Source organism: Leclercia sp. G3L, assembly GCF_021117075.1.
GTDB classification, from domain to species: domain Bacteria; phylum Pseudomonadota; class Gammaproteobacteria; order Enterobacterales; family Enterobacteriaceae; genus Enterobacter; species Enterobacter adecarboxylatus_C.
In genome coordinates this window covers 825,219-844,868 of sequence record NZ_CP088265.1, presented here as the reverse complement: position 1 = coordinate 844,868, position 19,650 = coordinate 825,219, and the positions used below count along the sequence as shown (strand labels likewise).

The following is a 19,650-nucleotide window of genomic DNA, read 5'->3' as shown; positions in this document are numbered from 1 at the left end:
ATAATATGTCGCAAAAACGTTAATTGTAGGGGCTTTGCCAGCTTTGTTTACTATTTGGGCGACAGATCACGCAAAAATTAGAGAGTATAAAAAATGAGCAAATGACACTTTGAAAAAAAATAATTGCCTGAAATGATTATTTGCATTACTGCATAAAAAAGCGTTTTTATAACAAAAGGTTATTTATCATGACTAATACAAATTAGCGTGATAACGCCTTTTGTCAGTCAAATGCCTCGTTCTTAAAGGCTTGCGTAGCATGCCGTGCAAATGGTACTGATACCGCGCGTTAAAAAACCCCATAAATGAACGCAACACAATTCATACCCTTTCAGTATGTGTCGTCCCCATCGTTTTACGAGTACGAACACTTCATTGAGGAAGTTTCTTGTCATGAAAAATTTGAAAGTCAGCCTGGCCTGGCAAATTTTGCTGGCCCTTGTGCTGGGTATCTTGCTGGGTAGTTATCTGCATTATCACAGTGACAGCCGCGAATGGCTGATCGCGAATTTACTGTCGCCTGCCGGTGATATCTTTATCCATCTGATCAAAATGATTGTGGTGCCGATTGTCATCTCGACGCTGGTGGTAGGGATTGCCGGGGTGGGTGATGCGAAGCAGCTGGGCCGCATCGGTGCAAAAACCATCCTTTATTTCGAAGTGATCACTACGGTGGCGATCGTTCTCGGCATCACGCTGGCGAATGTGTTCCAGCCTGGCGCGGGCATTGATATGTCGCAGCTGGCGACGGTGGATATTTCGAAATACCAAAGCACGACCGCGGATGTGCAAAGCCATTCTCATGGCCTGATGGGGACCATCCTCTCGCTGGTGCCGACCAATATCGTGGCGTCGATGGCGAAGGGCGAAATGCTGCCGATCATCTTCTTCTCGGTGCTGTTTGGTCTGGGCCTGGCGTCACTGCCGTCCACTCACCGTCAGCCGCTGGTGACCGTGTTCCGCTCCATCTCTGAAACCATGTTCAAAGTGACCCACATGGTGATGCGCTATGCGCCGGTAGGGGTGTTCGCGCTGATCTCGGTGACGGTAGCGAACTTCGGTTTTGCCTCCCTGTGGCCGCTGGCGAAGCTGGTGCTGCTGGTGCACTTCGCGATCCTGTTCTTCGCTCTGGTGGTGCTGGGGCTGGTGGCGCGGATGTGTGGCCTGAGCATCTGGATCCTGATCCGCATCCTGAAAGACGAGCTAATTCTGGCGTACTCCACCGCCAGCTCCGAGAGCGTGCTGCCGCGTATTATTGAGAAGATGGAAGCCTATGGGGCGCCTGCGTCGATCACCAGCTTCGTGGTGCCGACCGGTTACTCGTTCAACCTCGACGGCTCTACGCTGTACCAGAGCATCGCCGCGATCTTTATTGCCCAGCTCTACGGTATCGACCTTTCCCTGTGGCAGGAGATCGTGCTGGTGCTGACCCTGATGGTGACCTCAAAAGGGATTGCCGGCGTGCCGGGCGTCTCCTTTGTGGTGCTGCTGGCGACCCTGGGTAGCGTGGGTATTCCGCTGGAAGGGCTGGCGTTTATCGCCGGTGTTGACCGTATTCTCGACATGGCGCGTACCGCGCTGAACGTGGTCGGTAATGCGCTGGCGGTACTGGTGATTGCCAAGTGGGAACATCAGTTCGACCGTAAGAAAGCCCTGGCGTATGAACGCGATGTGCTGGGTCGTTTTGATAAAACCGCTGACCAGTAAAGTACATTGCCCGGCCTACGGTCCTGTAGGCCGGGCAAGCGAAGCGCTCCCGGCACGCAGACCGCTCGGTCCCGTCGGCGGGCGTTTACTCCCCGCTTAACGCATCAAACTCTTCGCAGCCGGTATCAAAACCTTCGCTACAGCTCAGATTTAACCAGTACAGCGCCTTCTGTTTATTCGGGGTGATAAACCCGTCCTCGCCCTGCTGAAATACCTGACCCGCCCAGTACTCCGCGTAACCTGTACGCGAGAGGGTGGAGCTCTGCTTAAACCACTGTGCGGCCTGGACATCATCCTGCGCCACCTCCACGCCGTTGGCGTAGATCAGCCCCAGCAGCTGCCGGGCATCGACCGCGGCATCATCCTCGGTATTCTCTGCGACTTTGTGCAGTAAGCTCAGCGCCTGCGGGTAGTCAGTTTTTCCAGCCCGGGTATTGACCAGCAAACGTGCCAGCATCACCGCACCCGGCGAGCTGCCCGCCACCGTGGCCTGCTGCGCCAGCCCTTTTGCCTGGGCTAAATCGCCGTGCTTAAACTTGATTTGTGACAGCAGCGCCATGGCATCGATATCGCCGTTTTTGGCCGCTTTTTCGGCCCAGGTTTCGGCCTGCTTATCATCCCCCGAGCTGTAATAGGTTTCGGCAAGATAATACTGAGCCCGGCTGTCGCCTGCCTCAGCCTGCTTCAGGTACTGGCCGCCAATCTCCTCGGCGCAAACCAGGGAAGAAAAAAGGATCAACAACAGATAAAGAGGTTTCATGCGTTATTTTCGTAGGGGTAGATAACGGGCAGTATAAGCGCGGGATGAGAAGAAAAAAATGGGTGCGTTAAGACCTCCACTCCCCACAAGCCGGGCGGGTTTCCCCGCCCGCTGACGTTAGCCTGCTGCGCAGGCTAATTTAGCCGCCACTTCAAGCTGCTCGCTCTTTATTGTCAGTTCGCATAACGTGCCGCGATTAATAAAGGCGAATATCACTATGGTCAGGCAAATAATTAATATTATGCCTGGCACGGTTTTTAATGGCGTCATGCCCTTTACTCCTTGCTAATAAAAGAATAAGGGGCTATCCTCAACTTGTGAGTGGTTGAGGGATAGCCCCCGGTTAATGGAAACATTTCCGGGGTTTTTCACTTTCTGTCCCTCAATACGGCTTAAGACAGAAAGCCTTAAGCACCCGCCGCTAATCTTATCCCGCTGAACTCAAAAGAAAAGATGTAATTCTTTTTAGGTGAAATTACATTTCTCTGGAATGCTGCTCGCAAAATAATATTCACCATATATTATTTCTATTATGCAAATAAAAGCGGGATGAATATTTCACCCCGTTTTATTAATTGCACCTTTAATTGCATCAACCCATCGCGGTTTCCCGTAACGATTTTTTCAGCTTATTATATTCTTCAACCACATAGTGTTCGGCGGTAGCCTGATCCGCTATCGGCTCGACGCGCACGGCACAATATTTATATTCCGGCGTTTTGGTTATCGGGCTGAGGTTTTCCGTCACCAGTTCGTTGCAGGCCCCGATCCACCATTGGTAAGTCATGTATACCGCCCCGACGTTAGGCCGATCGCTGACCTGAGCCCGGGTGATAACCCGACCTTTGCGGGAGTTAACCCACACCAGCGCCTCATCCTCAATGCCCAGCCTTGCGGCATCCTCGGTGTTGATCTGCACATAGCCGGGCTCATCGGCCAGCGCCGACAGGGCCGCACAGTTGCCGGTCATCGAGCGGCAGGAGTAGTGGCCCACTTCGCGCACGGTGGAGAGCACCATGGGATAGTCGTCATCCAGCTTATCGATGGGGGCCATCCAGTCGCAGGTGAAGAACTGCGCCAGCCCGTTCGGGGTGTCGAATTTCTCTGCAAACAGGAACGAGGTGCCCTGGTCCGCCGGCGACTCGTCCCGGCACGGCCACTGGATGTAGCCCAGTTCGCCCATCTTCTCGTAGGTTGCCCCTTTGAATCCCGGACACAGCTGGCGCAGCTCATCCCAGATTTGCTGCGTGTTGTCGTAGTGCATCGGATAACCCATCCGGGTCGCGATCTCGCTGATGATCTGCCAGTCGGTTTTCAAATCCCACTTCGGCTCGACCGCCTTAAAGAAGCGCTGGAAGCCGCGATCGGCTGCGGTGTAAACCCCTTCATGCTCGCCCCACGAGGTAGACGGCAGGACAACATCCGCCACCGCCGCGGTTTTAGTCATAAAGATATCCTGGACAATCACCAGCTCGAGATCGTCAAACGCCTGACGCACCGCCGACAGTTCAGCATCGGTCTGGAGCGGATCTTCGCCCATGATGTACGCCGCGCGCACCTCTTTGTGGGCCACGCGGTGCGGCAGCTCGCTGATACGGTAGCCGGGATGCGCCGGCAGGCTCTTGACGCCCCAGGCTCTGGCGAATTTCTCTCGGTTTTCCGGGAACTGAACAAACTGGTATCCCGGGTAGGTGTCCGGTAGCGCCCCCATGTCGCAGGCACCCTGCACGTTGTTCTGCCCGCGCACCGGGTTGACCCCGACGTGGGCTTTGCCGAGGTTACCGGTCAGCATGGCGAGGCTGGTGAGCGCCCGCACGGTCTCCACCCCCTGCCAGAACTGGGTGACGCCCATTCCCCACAGCAGGGTGGCCGTTTTCGCTCCGGCATACAGACGCGCCGCCTGGCGGATCTCCCGCGCGCTTACGCCGGTAATGGTTTCGACCGACTCAGGCGTATAGTTTTCAACGATCTTACGGTACTCATCAAAGCCCTCCGTGCGGGTGGCAACGAAGGTCCGATCGTAAAGCTGCTCGGCAATAATCACGTGGCCGATGGCATTGAGCAGGGCGATGTTTGAGCCGTTTCGCAACGCGATATGCATATCGGCAATGCGCGCGGTTTCGATGCGCCGCGGATCGCAGACGATAATTTTTGCCCCGTTCTGCTTTGCGCGCAGAATATGATTTGCGACGATCGGATGTGAATCCGCCGGGTTATAGCCAAAAATAAACACCAGATCGGTGCCATCAATCTCGTTGATGGCATTGCTCATGGCGCCATTACCGACCGACTGGTGCAGACCTGCAACCGAGGGGCCGTGTCAGACGCGTGCGCAGCAGTCGACGTTGTTGGTACCAATCACCGCGCGGGCAAATTTTTGCATGATGTAGTTGGTTTCATTCCCGGTGCCGCGCGAGGAGCCGGTGGTCTGGATCGCATCCGGACCGTGCTGCGCCCTGATGTCGCTGAGGCGGCGGGCAACATAGTCCAGCGACTCATCCCAGGAGACGGGCTCCAGCCTGCCGCCGCGAACGCGGCGGATCATCGGGGTTTTCAGCCGCGGGGTTAGAATCTGGGTGTCGTTAATAAAGTCCCAGCCGTAATAGCCCTTCAGGCACAGTTTGCCCTGGTTGGTTTTCCCCCCGGCTCCCTCCGCCCGGACGATTTTGCCGTTATCGACCACCAGGTTTATCTTGCAGCCTGATGCGCAATAGGGGCACACCGTGATGACGTTTTTCATCAGTCTTGCTCCAGTTTCAAATGACGCTGAGATGTCGGCTTAGTATGCCGCCTCTATGCCACAATTTTGTTGTGGATTTCCCCTGACTTTACGGGCGAATCCTGGTCAAAACCCTGACGAAAAACAGGCCCGCGTCAAAAATTGCGGCCCTGGTGGCGATGGGGATGTGACGGCGGTTGAAGATCCGTGACGGAAAGGGCGTTTTGGCTGGAGCCTTGCACAGAATGGGCCAGACTGATCTCTATCCCCCTAATGGAATCCAGTGATGAAACCAGCAATTCTGGTGGTCGATGACGACACCGCGGTGTGTGAACTGTTGCAGGATGTGCTTAACGAGCACGTCTTCACCGTCCACCTGTGCCATACCGGTCAGGATGCTCTGCGTCTGGCGCAGCAGGCACCGGATATCGCGCTGGTATTGCTGGATATGATGCTGCCGGATATTAACGGCCTGCAGGTGTTACAGCAGCTGCAAAAGCAGCGCCCGGAATTGCCGGTCATCATGCTCACCGGGCTCGGCAGCGAGTCGGACGTGGTGGTGGGCCTTGAGATGGGGGCGGACGACTACATCGGCAAACCCTTCAATCCCCGGGTGGTGGTGGCGCGCGTCAAAGCCGTGCTACGCCGCACCGGCGCGCTGGCGGCAGAACCGATCGTTACGCGGGCGGCCGGGATCGGCTTTAACGGCTGGACGCTGGATACCACCCGCTGTGAACTGATTGACCCTCAGCGCGGCGTGGTCGCCCTGACCCAGGGCGAGTACGGTTTGCTGCTGGCGTTGACGCAAAACGCCCGGCGGGTGCTGAGCCGCGAACAGCTGCTGGAGCTGACCCACAGCGAAAGCGCGGAGGTTTTTGATCGCACCATCGACGTGTTGATCATGCGCCTGCGCCGCAAAATCGAAATCAATCCCCATCAGCCGCTGCTGATTAAAACCATCCGCGGGCTGGGCTATGTCTTTGCCGCCGACGTGCTGCATGGCGACAGGGCGGCCTAGGCCAACCGGTTCTCCTGAATAAAAAGCCGTAACTCCTGCAGGGTTTTCGCCCCGTCGATAGCGTTGGCCGCCATCAGGCTGGCCCGCGCGCAGGCGTGCGCCATCCGGATGCTCTCCGCCAGCGACAGCGATTCGTGGCAGCCATACAAAAATCCGGCGCAGAAAGCATCTCCCGCCCCGACGCTGCCGACGATCTCCTCCCGGGTCAGCCGCCACGAGGGGATCCAGCACCCCTCCCGATCCGGCTCCTGTCCCCAGGCCCCTTCCGGGCAGTGGATCACCACCCGCGACTTCACGCCCGCTGCCAGCAGCTCTGCCGCCGCCGCGGCAATATTGGCGATCGTCGGCGCATCCTGGTCATCGCGCATTGCCAGGCCGCTGAACTCGCCCGCCTCCAGCTCGTTGATCACCAGATAGTCGAGATGGCGCAGGGCAGGGAGCACCAGCGGCTGATAGCGCGGATCGCCCTTGCGCGACACCAGGTCGAGAGAGGTTTGAAACCCCAGCTCGCGCATCTGCGCCAGCAAGCGCGCGCTGCGGGTGCCGTACTCCTCGTCCGGCATATCCAGGCTGTCCAGCAGCAGCAGATAACCCAGATGGAAGATCTTCAGGCTGGAGTCGAGCCGGTCGAAGGCGGGCAGATCCAGCAGCCGGTTGGCCCCCGGGGAGTGGAAAAAGGTGCGTTGGCCGCTGGGGTCGGTCATCACCTGCGACATGGAGGTGGGGGCGAAGGTGGTGCGCTGCACCCGCTGGCGGTTGACGTGATACTGGTCGAGCATGGCGAGAATGTAATCCCCGTCGTGGTCATCCCCCACCAGTCCCACCGCCTGCAGCGGGATCCCGGCGTGCATTTTCGCCACCGTTAACAGCACGTTGAGCGGCGCCCCGCCGGTGGCGCGTTCGCTGTGGACGATCTCCGCCAGCCAGCCGCGCTCCGGCCACTGCACAATCTGGTGGACGTGATCCACCAGCATATTGCCCGCCGCGATAATGCCCCGGCGTTCCATCACGCAAACCCCGCGCTGCCGAAGGTGCGCATCTGTGCGGCGACGGTATCGGTAATGGCCTCTTCGATGCCCAGCAGCAGTTCAGCAAACTCATCGTACAGCGGCTGGCGGTTGGCCATTCGCTGCTCCACCTCCGCCAGCGCCGCCTGGGACATGCCGGTGTAGAAGTTAATCTTGTGGATCCCAAGCTCAATGGCGCGGCGGAAATCGGCGTCGCCGATCCCGGACCCGCCGTGCAGCACCAGCGGCAGGCCGGTTTGCTGGCGGATGGCGTCAAGACGGGCGAAATCGAGCTTCGGCTCGCCCTTGTACTTGCCGTGGGCATTACCGATTGCCACCGCCAGGGCGTCGATGCCGGTCTGGTCGACAAATTCCCGCGCAAGCCCAGGATCGGTGAAAAAGGCTTCGTCGGCATGGCCGTACAGGGCACCGCCCTCATCGCCCCCCACCGCGCCGAGTTCCGCCTCCACCGACACGCCCACCGCGTGGCACATCTTCACCACTTCCCGCGTCTGGCGGATGTTCTCCTCGTAGCTCAGGGTGGAACCGTCGAACATCACCGAGCTGAACCCTAAGCGCAGCGCCCGCACCACCGCCTCGAAATGCAGGCCGTGATCGAGATTCAGCACCACCGGAATATCATGCCGGGCGGCTTCGAATTTGACCGCCTCCACCAGCGAGTCGAGGGAGACGTACTTAAAATGCACTTCGGCAATATTGATGATAAAGGGCGAGTTCTCCTGACGGGCGGCGGCAAACAGCGCCCGCAGGAAGTGGGAGTTGAGGACGTTAAACGCCCCCAGCGCATAACGATGTTCGCGGGCATGGGCCAGCCCGTCGGCGAGAGAGATAAGCGGCATGGTTCACTCCTTACAGGCGAAACAGGCTGTATTCATTGCACAACACCAGCACGGCCGGTTCGTCTTCATCAATGTTGTTATAACGGGCGGTGGGTTGCAGGAAGTGGTTGTCCGTCTCGTCGTCATTCACCGAGGAGACTTCACCCACCAGCACGTCGCCAAAGCCCACCTCACCCCAGAAACTGTGGTACAGGCCGGGCGGCAGGCAGATGCTCTCCCCCGGCGCGAGGCGGATATGGCTGCCCGCCACGTGGGTCTGCTGGCAACCATCGATGGCGACCCTGATATCTCCCTCCTCTTTCTGTTCATGCTCATCGGCGTTCCACAGCTCGACAATGAGGTTGCCGCCGCCGCGGTTGATGATGTCCTCGCGTTTGCGCCAGTGAAAGTGCAAAGGCGTCACCTGGCCCTCACGCACATGCATGATCTTCTCGGCATAACATTTGTCCCATGGCTTGCCGCCGGGAGAGCCGTTGCGCAGGGCAAAAAGGGTTAAGCCCTGCGCCGCAAAGTTATCGCCGCCGAACGCGGTCACGTCCCAGCCGAGCCGCAGGTCGAATACTTCCTGCCAGGCGTCACCGTCAAGCTGCTGCCAGCGGGCAGGAGGGAAGCTGGCAAAGGGGGGCAGATGCACATCGTGCATGGAGAAAAACTATCGCGTGTGGCCGAGGATCTCGTTAATTTCGGAGCGTTTCATGAAAACTCCTCATCCTGACCCTCTCCCCGCAGGGGAGAGGGAACGTGAACATCCTCACCCCTGTGGGGAGAGGCGTACAGTCATTACTTAACCGTCCAGCCCTTATAATTGCCGACGTTGCTCTTATCGATCATCGTCACCGGGATCAGCACCGGCTCTTTCGGCGCCGGTTTGCCCTGCAGAATGTCATAGCCGATCTCCACCGCTTTCGCCGCCATCACCTGCGGGTCCTGCGCCGGGGTAGCAACAAACAGAGAGTTTTCCCGCTTCAGCGCCTCTTCCGCATCCGGTGAGCCATCGACGCCGACGATAAAGAACTCGTTACGTTGTGCCTGTTTTGCCGCCAGATCGGCGCCGATCCCCGTCGGATCGTTGATAGCGAACACGCCGTCGATCTTCGGATTGGCCGCCAGCAGGGAGGTCATCACCTCCAGCCCGCCGTCACGGCTGCCTTTGGCGTTCTGGTTATCCGAAAGGACTTTGATATCCGGATGTTTTTTAAATTCAGCCTTACAGCCTTCCACACGGTTTTGTACCGCAGAGACCGGCGGTCCGTTGATGATCACCACGTTGCCTTTGCCTTTCAGGCGGTCGGTGATCAGCTTACAGGCCATCTCACCGGCCTGGGTGTTGTTGGAGGTGATAGTGGCATCGGCACCCTCTGCCGCCACGTCAACCGCCACCACCACGATCCCGGCGTCTTTCGCGCGCTTCACCGCCGGACCAATCCCTTTCGAATCGGCGGCGTTAAGAATGATCATATCGACTTTGGCGGCGATAAAGTTATCAATCTGAGAAACCTGCTGGCCGAGATCGTAGCCGCTGGACACCAGCGTCACTTTCACGTTGTCCCCCGCCAGCTTGCGCGCTTCCAGCTCCGCCCCTTTGGTGATTTGCACAAAGAACGGGTTCGCCAGATCGCCCACCGTCACGCCGATGGACTTCAGCTCTTTGGCCTGCACAAACGGGCTTGCTGCGAGCAGTGCGCCAGCACAGAGCGCGGTAACAAGAGGTTTTAAACGCATATTTTCGTCCTCGTTATGTAGGGTATTGTTGTTATGCACTTTGATGGTGTCGGGTACGGTATTTGTCGATCAGCACCGCAATGATGATCACCGTCCCTTTGATCACCAGTTGCCAGAAATAGGAGACGCCCATCAGCGTCATGCCGTTGTTAAGGGTGGCGATAATCAGCGCCCCCACCAGCGTGCCGGTGATGGTGCCGATCCCGCCGACGAAGCTGGTGCCGCCGAGGATCACCGCCGCGATAGCGTCCAGCTCATAGCCGGTACCGAGGTTGCCGTTGGCGCTGTACAGCCTTGATGCGCTCATCACCCCGCCGAGGCCCGAGAGCAGGCCGCTCATGCCGTAGACAAACAGCAGCACCATCCAGACCTTGATGCCCGTTAAGCGTGCGGCCTGCATGTTGCCGCCCACCGCGTAGATATGTACCCCGAGGGTGGTGCGGCGCAGGATGAACCAGCAGACAACGATCACCGCCAGGGCAATCACCACCAGCCACGGCACCGGCCCGAGATAGTTATTGCCGATCCATTCAAAGCTGATGCTGGAGTTGATGACCGTAGTGCCGTCCGCAAGCAGGTAGGCCGCGCCGCGCAGTGCCGTGTAGGTGCCGAGGGTGACGATAAAGGGCGGTAACCCGGCAAAGGCCACCAGCGCGCCGTTGAACAGCCCCAGCACCATGCCGAGCATCAGCGCCGCCGGCACCGAGAGCATCGACAGCTCCGGCATCAGCGAGACCACCATCGCCGCCACCGCGGTGGTGCCCAGAATCGAGCCCACCGACAGGTCGATGCCGCCGGTCAAAATAATGAAGGTCATCCCCGCCGCCAGCACGATGTTGATCGACGCCTGACGGGTGATGTTCAGCAGATTACTTTCGGTAAAAAAGTTCGGCGCGATAAAGCCAAATACCGCGACGATCAGGATCAATATCGGCAGGATACCGATGGTTTGCATCAGATCGCCCATCAGCATTTTTTTGGCGGAGGCCGCTTTGGCCACCTGTTGCGGAGTGTTAGGTTGCGTCATGGTTATACCGCCCGATGATGAGAGTCGTTAACGCCGGTCGCCAGCGTCATGATGTTTTCTTGTGAGATATCGGCCCGATGGAGTTCCCCGGCAATGCTCCCTTCGCGCATGACGTACACGCGATCGCTCATGCCGACCACTTCCGGCAGTTCGCTGGAGATCATCAGGATCGCCACCCCTTTACGCGCCATCTGGTTCATGATCCGGTAGATCTCGCTTTTGGCCCCGACGTCCACGCCGCGGGTCGGCTCGTCGAGGATCAGAATGCGCGGGCCAATCGCCACCCAGCGGGAGATGAGCAGCTTTTGCTGGTTGCCGCCGGAGAGTCCGCCCGCCCGCACCTGGGAGTGCGGCACGCGAATATTGAGCAGGGCGATGGCGTCATCGGAGATCGACTGGGCTTTTTTGCGGTTCAGCCAGCCGAAGCTGGCATCGCGTTCCAGCGTCGCCATGGTGATGTTCTCCTGCGCCGCCAGCTCGAGGAACAGCCCTTGCTCCTTGCGGTTCTCGGTTAAAAAGCCGATGCCGTGGTCGATGGCGGCGCGCGGGGAGTGGATCACCACCGGCTCGCCATCCACCTCAATCATCCCGCCGGTGGCCTTGCGCACGCCGAAAATCAGCTGCGCCAGCTCGGAACGCCCGGCACCCACCAGCCCGGCGAGGCCGACGATTTCGCCGGAACGCACCTGCAGGCTGCAGGGCTGCACTTTGCCGCCGTCGGTCAGGTGGTGGACGTTCAGGCGCGGGCTGCCGAGAGGAATATCGCGCTCTTTGTTGAACAGATCGCTCAGTGGTCGCCCGACCATCATTCGCACCAGTTCCGGGGCGTTGAGCTTGTCGCGGGTCAGGCTACCGACGTACTGGCCGTCGCGCAGCACGCTGACCCGGTCAGATAACTCATACACTTCCGCCATGCGGTGGCTGATATAGATAATCGCCATCCCTTCGTCGCGCAGACGCAAAATCAGCTCGAACAGGCGGTGGGTTTCGCGCGAGGAGAGGGCGGCGGTGGGTTCATCCATCACCAGGATGCGGCTGTTGCGGTGCAGCGCGCGGGCGATTTCCACCTGCTGCTGCTCGGCGATGGTCAGCTTCATCACCAGATCGGTGGCTTTGAAATTGGCGCCGAGGCGATCGATTACCGCCTGGGCCTGGGCGGCCATCTCTTTGCGCTGTACCAGTCCGCCGCGCGACAGCTCGCTGCCGAGGAAGATGTTCTCGGCCACGGTAAGGTTAGGGGCCAGCTGCATCTCCTGATAGATCAGGGTGATGCCTGCCGCCAGCGCATCTTTTGGGCCTTTGATATGAAACGGCTTGCCGTCGATCAGGATCTCGCCGCCGGTGGCGATGTAGGCCCCGGCGAGGATTTTCATCAGGGTGCTTTTCCCGGCGCCGTTTTCGCCCATTAAGGCATGGATTTCGCCGGGGAAGACCGTCAGATCCACACCCTTCAGCGCGTGGAAGTTGCCAAAGGTTTTGGCAATGCTGCGCATCTCTAAAACCGGGGTTCTGCTCATGGCGGATCTCCTGTGAAGGTCGATATCCGCACTTCATCACACCCCGGTAAATGCAAAATGTCAGAAGTCGTTCATATTTGTCATAGTTATGAATAGTTAATGTGGATCACAGTTACGCCGCGGAGCCAATATGCCCTCACGCCGTCCCCCCTTCTTCGCCAGCGCCCGTGGCCGCCTGCTGATCTTCAATCTGCTGGTGGTGGCGGTAACGTTAATGGTCAGCGGCGTGGCGGTGCTGGGCTTTCGTCATGCCAGCCATATTCAGGAGCAGGTGCAGCGCCAGACCCTGGACGACATGACCGGCAGCATGAACCTGGCGCGTGAAACCGCCAACGTGGCGACGGCGGCGGTGCGGCTGTCGCAGGTCGTGGGGGCGCTGGAATATAAAGATGAAGCCAACCGGCTCAAACAGACCCAGACGGCGCTGGGCCGTTCGCTGGAGCAGCTTGCCGATGCGCCGCTGGCGCAGCAGGAGCCGGCGCTGGTGGCGCGGATCATCCAGCGCAGCAATGAGCTCCAGCAAAGCGTGACCGGCATGCTGGAGCGCGGGCAGCGACGCCATCTGGAGCGTAACGCCCTGCTCAGCTCGCTCTACCAGAGCCAGAGCTATCTCCGCCATCTGCAGGACATCAATCGCCGCTACGCCAGTAACCTGCCTGACGCCCGGCTGCTCAGCGAGATGGATCGGCTGATCGTCGCCGCCATTCAAACCCCTTCGCCGCGCGCGACCCTTCAGCAGCTGGATACGGTGACGGCGATGTTGCCCCGCCAGGCCGCGCAGCCGGTGGTGAGCTTCGTCCTGCCTGATTTTTACGCCGAACTCAACAAGCTCGGCCCGCTCTCCGGGCAGCTGGAAGAGAGCGATCTCGCTATCAGCTGGTATATGTTCCACATCAAGGCGCTGGTGGCGATCTTAAACAGCGATATCAATCAGTATGTGGAGCAGGTGGCCGAGGCCTCGCAGCTGCGCACCGCTGAGAGCCATCGGGAGCTGCGCTCGATCAGCGTCTTTATCACGGTGTCCGCCGTGCTGGCGCTGATCATCACCGCCTTTGCCTGCTGGTATATCTACCGCAATCTGGGCACCAACCTGACCGCTATCTCCCGGGCGATGTCGCGGCTGGCCCACGGGGAACAGGATGTCTCGGTGCCTGCGCTGCAGCGCCGGGATGAGCTGGGCGAGCTGGCGAGGGCGTTTAACGTCTTTGCCCGCAATACCGCCTCGCTGGAGCACACCACCCGACTGCTGAAGGAGAAGACCTCGCAGATGGAGGTGGATCGCCTTGAACGCCAGGGGCTGGAGGAGGCACTGCTGCACAGCCAGAAGATGAAGGCGGTCGGGCAGCTGACGGGCGGGCTGGCCCATGATTTCAATAACCTGCTGGCGGTGATCATCGGCAGCCTGGAGCTGGCCGATCCCCACTCGCCGGATGCCCCACGCATTGGCCGTGCGCTGAAGGCCGCCGAGCGCGGGGCGCTGTTAACCCAGCGCCTGCTGGCCTTCTCCCGTAAGCAGTCGCTGAACCCGCACGCGGTGGAGATGAAGCCCCTGCTGGAAAACCTGGCCGAGCTGATGCGCCACTCTCTGCCCGCCACGGTCGCGCTGGATATCGAAGCGCAAACGCCGGCGTGGCCGGCGTGGATTGACGTTGGCCAGCTGGAAAACGCCATCATCAACCTGGTGATGAACGCCCGCGATGCGATGGAAGGGCACAGCGGCACCATCAAAATCCGCACCTGGAACCAGCGCGTGACCCGCAGCGACGGGCGTAAGCAGGACATGGTGGCGCTGGAGGTGATCGACCACGGCGCCGGGATGTCGCAGGCAATTAAATCTCAGGTCTTTGAACCCTTCTTCACCACCAAACAGACCGGCAGCGGCAGCGGGCTGGGGCTGTCGATGGTGTATGGCTTCGTGCGCCAGTCCGGCGGGCGGGTGGAGATCGAAAGCGCGCCCGGCCAGGGCACCACCGTGCGGCTGCATCTGCCGCGCGCCACCTTACAGGCGCTACCCTCGTCGGAAAACGGGGCAACCCCCGCCTCGCCGCCAGGCGACCGGCTGGTGCTGGTGCTGGACGACCAGACCGACGTCCGGCAGACGCTGTGCGAACAGCTCCACCAGCTGGGCTACCTGACCCTGGAGGCCGAAACCGGCGAGCAGGCGATACAGATGCTGAGCGCCTCTGCGGATATCGAGATCTTTATCAGCGACTTAATGCTGCCCGGCAACCTGAGCGGCGCGGAGGTGATCCAGCATGTGCGCCAGCATTTCCCCCATCTCCCGGTGCTGCTGATGAGCGGCCAGGATCTGCGTCCGGCGCACAACCCACAGCTGCCCGAGGTGGAGCTGCTGCGTAAGCCGTTCACCCGCGGGCAGCTGGCGCAGGCGCTGCGTAAAATCGATACGAATGCGGAGAAAATTCGCCGCAGTGTTTAAGAATTAATCAATCGTTTGCGCGGTATCGGTGGTGCTAATCTGCGCAAAAATAAGCGGATTAGGATATAAAGGGAATTATGCCGGTACTGACGAGAGGGGACTCACATATGATCGTGATGCCTACAACCTATAGCCCGATGACAGTCGCGCGCGCCTTTAAACAGGTGGAAGAGTTTGAACTCTCCGGGCGACTGCTGCATGTTATCTACGATCCACAGACGCCTCGTGCGGCCATTATTGAAGCGGATATCGAAACCTTTGAAGGGGTACCGCGCCATCGTGTGGTGGCGGCGCTGGATTTACAGCGAAAACCCACCCTGGGGAAAGATATTGTTGCTGTTGAACGCTGCTGGGAAGATGCCAATATTATTCAGGTCGAGGGGATTTGTGTCGATCCCGCAGAGCGAGATAAAGGGCTGGCAACTCGGTTGTATGAGGCGTTAATCCTACGATGCGGTATCCCATTAATATGCGTTTTTGACCAATAGTAATAATGGGAGCAACTCTGCCTTCCAGAATTTGAGATTCCTCCGCTACTCGCTCTACCTGCCGTTTATTACCGTAAAGCCAGCTCACCCTGCGAGACTGGCTTTATGAAACGTACCTTTACCGCTCTGTTATTTGGTCTGATCTCTTTAACCAGCCAGCTGGCGCATGCCGACATCGTTGACGATGCGATCGGCAATATCCAGCAGGCCATTAACGACGCCTACAACCCCAACAGCAATAATCGCAATGCCGACGACGATCGCTACGAAGAGAGCCGTCGCAGCAGCGATAGCCGCCAGTATGACGATCGTCGCAGGCAGCTTGAGGACAGACGTCAGCGTCTAGATGAGCGCCAGCGCCAGCTGGACGAAGATCGACGTCGCCTTGAAGATGACGAGCGGCGGTTAGAGGATGATTACGATCGGCGGTAAGGGCCTACAAAACCGTAGGCCGGGTAAGGCGCAGCCGCCACCCGGCAGTAACGTGCGGCCTGATGCCTCACCCCGGCCCTCTCCCACAGAGAGAGGGAGAAAATCGTTAGTCCAGCACCAGCACCATCCCGTCATACCCCGCCTCGAACCCTTCCGGCAGCGGGTTGTCCATCATCCACACGTCAAACTGATGGCTGATGTGGGTCAGGATCACCTGCGGACAGCCAATCACCTGATTCAGGGCAATCACCGTATTCAGATCGCAATGGTTGCGCGGGGTCTCCGCGCGCGGCTCGTGGCTACAGTCAATCACCATCGCCTGCGGGTGGTTGTTGAGTAAAAACTTTACCGTTTTGTCCGGCAGCCCGGCGGTGTCCGACAGCCAGGCGACGCGGCTGTGGGCGCTCTCCAGCAGATAGCCAAACGTCAGCTTCGAATGGTTGAGGGGCAGCGGGGTCACGCGTAACCCCTGGAGTTCAAACACCACAAAGGGCTCAAGCGTGTGGCTAAAGTCGAGAATGCCGGGGTGCTTAAACAGATCGTCGCAGCCGGCTTCGTCCGGCGGGCCGTATACCGGGATGGTCGCCCCCACGCCCCAGCGCAGCGGGAACAGCCCCTGGACATGATCCATATGGTAGTGGGTGAGTAAAAACTGCTGAAAGCTGCCTGCGGGCCAGTCGTCCATCAGGTGCGGGATTCCCGCGTCCAGCAGCGTTACCGCGTCGTTGAATTTGACCACCGCGCTACAGGGGCGACGGCGATAGTCGTCCTGCAAACGCGCCCGGCGGCAGGCCGGACAGTCACAGCCAAAAGCGGGCACCAGCTGGGCGCCACCGGTTCCTGTTAACGTAATGGTCAGACTCATAGCGCCCCCTTACAGCGGTTTGGTAAAGCGGAAATGGCTCTGTGTGTACCCTTCACGAAGATAAAAGCGGTGCGCGTCGAGGCGCTTTACGCTGGTGGAAAGCTCGGTCATCTCAGCCCCGGCGTGGCGGGCCTCTTCTTCTGCCCAGGCCAGCAGCTGGCTGCCAACCCTGAGCCCGCGCGCCTGCGGCATTACCACCAGCTCCTGGATCTCGCCGATCCAGTTGGCATGATGCAGATGAAACTGCATGTGCAGGCCGATCATGCCGATGATGTGTCCATCCTGTTCGGCCAGCTGGTAGCGCATATTGTGATCCTGCAAATTGGCCGCGAACCCGGCATGGAACGCTGACCGGTCAAGCTCCGCCTGTTTTAATTCACAAATAAGGCCATAGACGGCGTCGACGTCCTCCGCGGTGGCGGGACGCAACTCACACTCGGGCATGGTTGTTCTCCTTCTGGTGAATCAGTGAAAGAAAGTGTTCGACGGACTGGAGCAAGCTTCCGTCGTTATTCAGGACAGGACAATCGGACGGGGTATAGCGGGCGGCACGCTCAAGCCGCTGGTCGATCTCTCTGGCGTTCTCCCGACCACGGCTTTGCAGTCGGCTCCGCAGAATATCTGGCGACACCTGCAGGCAGATCGGCAGCAGCGCCCCCGCATAGCGCGCCCGCGCCTGGGGAAGATGGGCGCGCGAGCCGTTCACCACCACGTCGAATCCGGCATGCAGCCAGAGGTCGATCTCCAGACCCACCCCATAATAATAGCCGTTAGCGTGCCAGCTCAGGGCAAACAGTTGCTGCCCGGCGCGGGTAAAAAACTCCGGCTCGCTGAGGGCGATGTGGTTTTCGCTCCCCGCACTGGCGGGGCGGGTGATGTAGCGGTGCGCCACCAGCAGCTGCGGGTGGGTCTGCTGGCGCAACGCCGCCAGCAGGCTGTCCTTTCCGGAGCCGGACGGCCCCATTAACCAGATCACTCTTCCCATCAGAACACCCTTTTTCCCTGACGCCAGACGTGGTCGATATGAATATGCTCGCCTTTGCGGTGCGCCAGCACCAGGTCCGCGCGTTTGCCTTCGCCAATCACCCCGCGATCGTGCAGATTTAGCGCCTGCGCCGGATTCTTCGTCACCAGACGGATCGCCTGCGGCAGAGTAAAGCCGTTGCCCGTATCGTCGGCCACCCGGAACGCCGCATCCAGCAGGCTGGCGGGGTAATAATCGGAGGAGAGAATATCCAGCAGGCCGAGCGAGGCCAGCGAGCTTGCCGCCACGTTGCCGGAGTGCGATCCGCCGCGCACGATGTTCGGCGCACCCATCAGGACATTCATCCCGTACTGGCGGGAGGCTTCTGCCGCCTCGAACGTGGTGGGAAATTCGGCAATTGTGCTGCCAAGCTGATGGGATTCAAGTACATGATCCGCGGTGGCGTCGTCGTGGCTCGCCAGTGCGATATTGCGCTCCCGGCACAGGGCGGCAATGGCCTGGCGATTGGGCTGCGACCAGCGGGCGGCCAGGGCCAGCTGCTCCTCTTCGTAGCGCGCCATCTGCTGGTCGTTGAGAGAGTATTTGCCCTGATAATATTCACGGTACTTTTCGATGTTGGCGAACTGGCGCTGGCCCGGGGAGTGATCCATCAGCGACACCAGAGTCACCGGTTCGCGGCCGACCAGCTTCTCGAACAGCGGCAGGGTGGTGTGGTGGGGCAGCTCGCAGCGCAGGTGCAGACGGTGCTCGGCGCGGTTGAGGCCGCGCTTCTGCGTCTCCTCCACGGCGTTGATCATCTTCTCCAGATTCTCCAGCCGGTCGCCGCCGTCGCGCACGTCACCGATCGCCACCGCGTCCAGCACGGTGGTGATGCCGCTGGCGACCATCATTCCGTCGTGGCTGCTCATCGCCGAATGGGCGGGCCAGTCTACCTTTGGCCGCGGGGTGAAGAACTTGTCCATGTTGTCGGTGTGCAGCTCAATCAGCCCCGGCAGCAGCCAGCCGCCTTCGCCGTCCATCGCCTGCGGCGAGCGGCTCGGGGTTTCAGCAAAGGCGCGAATGACGCCGTCCTGAACCTCGATGGAGCCATTAACGACCTCGTTTTCCAGCACCAGTTTTACGTTGTTTACGATCATGCGGTGATCCCCATCGGGTGCAGACGATCCGCTACGCGATCCCGCACCGCGTCGTCGTGGAAGATCCCGACGATCGCCGCGCCGCGCGCTTTGGCTTCTTCGATCAGTTCCATGACTGCGGCGCTGTTTTTCGCATCCAGCGAGGCGGTCGGTTCATCGAGCAGTAAAATCGGGTAATCGACGATAAAGCCGCGGGCGATATTCACCCGCTGCTGCTCTCCGCCGGAGAAGGTGGAGGGAGCGAGGTGCCACAGGCGCTCCGGCACGTTGAGGCGCGTCAGCAGGCTGGCGGCTTTGGCGGCGCAGGTATCGCGCGGCACGCCGAGATCCAGCAGGGGCTGCATCACCACCTCCAGCGCCGGGACGCGGGGGATGACCCGTAAAAACTGGCTGACCCAGCCGATGGTGGTGCGGCGCACGTCCCGCACCTTGCGCGCCGGGGCCTGCACCAGATCCACCCATTCGTCGCCGTGACGGATATGGATATGGCCTTCGTCCGGCAGGTAGTTGGCGTACAGGGATCGCAGCAGGGTCGATTTGCCGCTGCCGGAGTGGCCGTGCAGCACCACGCACTCGCCGCTGCTGACCTCCAGAGAGGCATTTTGCAGTACCGGCAGGCGCACGCCGTTTTGCTGGTGGAGCACGAAGGTTTTACTTACGTTTTGTACGTGGATCATCTTGGCCTCGTGGCGTTTTCTTGCCGGGTGGCGCTTCGCTTACCCGGCCTACAAGGTGCTGGATTCTTGCCGGGTGGCGCTGCGCTTACCCGGCCTACAAGGTGCTGGATTCTTGCCGGGTGGCACTTCGCTTACCCGGCCTACAAGGTGCTGGATTCTTGCCGGGTGGCGCTTCGCTTACCCGGCCTACAAGGTGCTGGATTCTTGCCGGGTGGCGCTGCGCTTACCCGGCCTACAAGGTGCTGGATTCTTGCCGGGTGGCGCTGCGCTTACCCGGCCTACAAAGAGCGCGG

Annotated in this window: 18 protein-coding genes and 1 pseudogene; 5 read left to right on the top strand and 14 right to left on the bottom strand. The window is 59.8% G+C overall.

Translation table 11 applies throughout. The features are described 5' to 3' along the window. Window positions 1–393: 393 nt before the first annotated feature. Window positions 394–1,707 carry a glutamate/aspartate:proton symporter GltP gene (gene gltP, locus LRS40_RS05420; protein ID WP_142487872.1) on the top strand — a complete coding sequence of 438 codons (1,314 nt, stop codon included), beginning with the start codon at window positions 394–396 and terminating at the stop codon, window positions 1,705–1,707. Window positions 1,708–1,792: 85 nt separating this feature from the next. Here gltP and LRS40_RS05415 read toward each other — a convergent pair whose 3' ends face one another. The 3 genes from LRS40_RS05415 to fdhF all read right to left on the bottom strand — a co-directional run bounded on the left by LRS40_RS05415 (window position 1,793) and on the right by fdhF (window position 5,207). Further along, entirely contained in the window at window positions 1,793–2,467 is a 675-nt protein-coding gene (locus LRS40_RS05415; protein ID WP_231313281.1) for a tetratricopeptide repeat protein, read from the bottom strand. A 117-nt stretch (window positions 2,468–2,584) separates the two neighbouring features. Further along, the gene (locus tag LRS40_RS05410; protein WP_142487874.1) at window positions 2,585–2,737 is read right to left on the bottom strand and encodes a Hok/Gef family protein; all 153 of its coding nucleotides are present in this window, start codon (window positions 2,735–2,737) and stop codon (window positions 2,585–2,587) included. A 322-nt stretch (window positions 2,738–3,059) separates the two neighbouring features. Beyond that, the gene (gene fdhF / locus LRS40_RS05405) at window positions 3,060–5,207 is read right to left on the bottom strand and encodes a formate dehydrogenase subunit alpha (RefSeq protein ID WP_231313280.1); all 2,148 of its coding nucleotides are present in this window, start codon (window positions 5,205–5,207) and stop codon (window positions 3,060–3,062) included. A gap of 265 nt (window positions 5,208–5,472) precedes the next feature. Between fdhF and LRS40_RS05400 the strand changes: the two genes are divergently transcribed. After that, complete coding sequence (locus tag LRS40_RS05400; RefSeq protein ID WP_142487876.1) at window positions 5,473–6,204, top strand: response regulator; 732 nt, start codon at window positions 5,473–5,475, stop codon at window positions 6,202–6,204. Here LRS40_RS05400 and LRS40_RS05395 read toward each other — a convergent pair. The 6 genes from LRS40_RS05395 to LRS40_RS05370 all read right to left on the bottom strand — a co-directional run bounded on the left by LRS40_RS05395 (window position 6,201) and on the right by LRS40_RS05370 (window position 12,337). After that, window positions 6,201–7,211: a carbohydrate kinase family protein gene (locus tag LRS40_RS05395; RefSeq protein WP_231313865.1), complete on the bottom strand. Its 1,011-nt coding sequence runs from the start codon at window positions 7,209–7,211 to the stop codon at window positions 6,201–6,203. The genes LRS40_RS05400 and LRS40_RS05395 overlap by 4 nt on opposite strands. After that, window positions 7,211–8,071 (bottom strand): ketose 1,6-bisphosphate aldolase, encoded by an 861-nt coding sequence (locus LRS40_RS05390; RefSeq protein WP_231313279.1) that lies wholly within the window; start codon window positions 8,069–8,071, stop codon window positions 7,211–7,213. The genes LRS40_RS05395 and LRS40_RS05390 overlap by 1 nt, the downstream gene beginning before the upstream one ends. A gap of 10 nt (window positions 8,072–8,081) precedes the next feature. After that, the gene (locus tag LRS40_RS05385) at window positions 8,082–8,714 is read right to left on the bottom strand and encodes a D-lyxose/D-mannose family sugar isomerase (protein ID WP_231313278.1); all 633 of its coding nucleotides are present in this window, start codon (window positions 8,712–8,714) and stop codon (window positions 8,082–8,084) included. A gap of 137 nt (window positions 8,715–8,851) precedes the next feature. Continuing rightward, entirely contained in the window at window positions 8,852–9,793 is a 942-nt protein-coding gene (locus LRS40_RS05380) for an ABC transporter substrate-binding protein (RefSeq protein ID WP_142487879.1), read from the bottom strand. A gap of 31 nt (window positions 9,794–9,824) precedes the next feature. After that, window positions 9,825–10,820, bottom strand: a complete 996-nt coding sequence (locus tag LRS40_RS05375; RefSeq protein ID WP_231313277.1) for a ribose ABC transporter permease — start codon at window positions 10,818–10,820, stop codon at window positions 9,825–9,827. Window positions 10,821–10,822: 2 nt separating this feature from the next. Next, window positions 10,823–12,337, bottom strand: a complete 1,515-nt coding sequence (locus tag LRS40_RS05370) for a sugar ABC transporter ATP-binding protein (RefSeq protein ID WP_231313276.1) — start codon at window positions 12,335–12,337, stop codon at window positions 10,823–10,825. 130 nt (window positions 12,338–12,467) lie between these two features. On the opposite strand from LRS40_RS05370, the gene LRS40_RS05365 reads away from it, so the two are divergent. The 3 genes and pseudogenes from LRS40_RS05365 to yjdP all read left to right on the top strand — a co-directional run bounded on the left by LRS40_RS05365 (window position 12,468) and on the right by yjdP (window position 15,694). Continuing rightward, on the top strand, window positions 12,468–14,774 hold the full coding sequence (locus LRS40_RS05365) for a hybrid sensor histidine kinase/response regulator (RefSeq protein WP_231313275.1): 2,307 nt from the start codon (window positions 12,468–12,470) through the stop codon (window positions 14,772–14,774). A gap of 107 nt (window positions 14,775–14,881) precedes the next feature. Next, window positions 14,882–15,259: pseudogene (locus tag LRS40_RS05360) on the top strand (GNAT family N-acetyltransferase); the annotation flags it as partial. Between the two features lie 108 nt (window positions 15,260–15,367). Then, window positions 15,368–15,694 carry a DDRRRQL repeat protein YjdP gene (gene yjdP / locus LRS40_RS05355; protein WP_231313274.1) on the top strand — a complete coding sequence of 109 codons (327 nt, stop codon included), beginning with the start codon at window positions 15,368–15,370 and terminating at the stop codon, window positions 15,692–15,694. A gap of 106 nt (window positions 15,695–15,800) precedes the next feature. Here the strand turns inward: yjdP and phnP are convergent, their stop codons facing one another. Genes phnP through phnL form a run of 5 tightly spaced genes read right to left on the bottom strand, consistent with a single transcriptional unit; the run spans window position 15,801 to window position 19,357 of the window. Then, a complete protein-coding gene (gene phnP / locus LRS40_RS05350; protein ID WP_156262711.1) occupies window positions 15,801–16,559 on the bottom strand; it encodes a phosphonate metabolism protein PhnP in 759 nt (252 codons plus the stop codon). Between the two features lie 9 nt (window positions 16,560–16,568). Next, on the bottom strand, window positions 16,569–17,003 hold the full coding sequence (gene phnO / locus LRS40_RS05345; RefSeq protein WP_142487885.1) for an aminoalkylphosphonate N-acetyltransferase: 435 nt from the start codon (window positions 17,001–17,003) through the stop codon (window positions 16,569–16,571). After that, entirely contained in the window at window positions 16,990–17,547 is a 558-nt protein-coding gene (gene phnN, locus LRS40_RS05340) for a ribose 1,5-bisphosphokinase (RefSeq protein ID WP_142487886.1), read from the bottom strand. Before phnN ends, phnO begins: the two co-directional genes overlap by 14 nt. Further along, entirely contained in the window at window positions 17,544–18,680 is a 1,137-nt protein-coding gene (phnM, locus tag LRS40_RS05335; protein WP_231313273.1) for an alpha-D-ribose 1-methylphosphonate 5-triphosphate diphosphatase, read from the bottom strand. The genes phnN and phnM overlap by 4 nt, the downstream gene beginning before the upstream one ends. Next, window positions 18,677–19,357 carry a phosphonate C-P lyase system protein PhnL gene (gene phnL, locus LRS40_RS05330; protein WP_142487888.1) on the bottom strand — a complete coding sequence of 227 codons (681 nt, stop codon included), beginning with the start codon at window positions 19,355–19,357 and terminating at the stop codon, window positions 18,677–18,679. The genes phnM and phnL overlap by 4 nt, the downstream gene beginning before the upstream one ends. Window positions 19,358–19,650 lie beyond the last annotated feature (293 nt).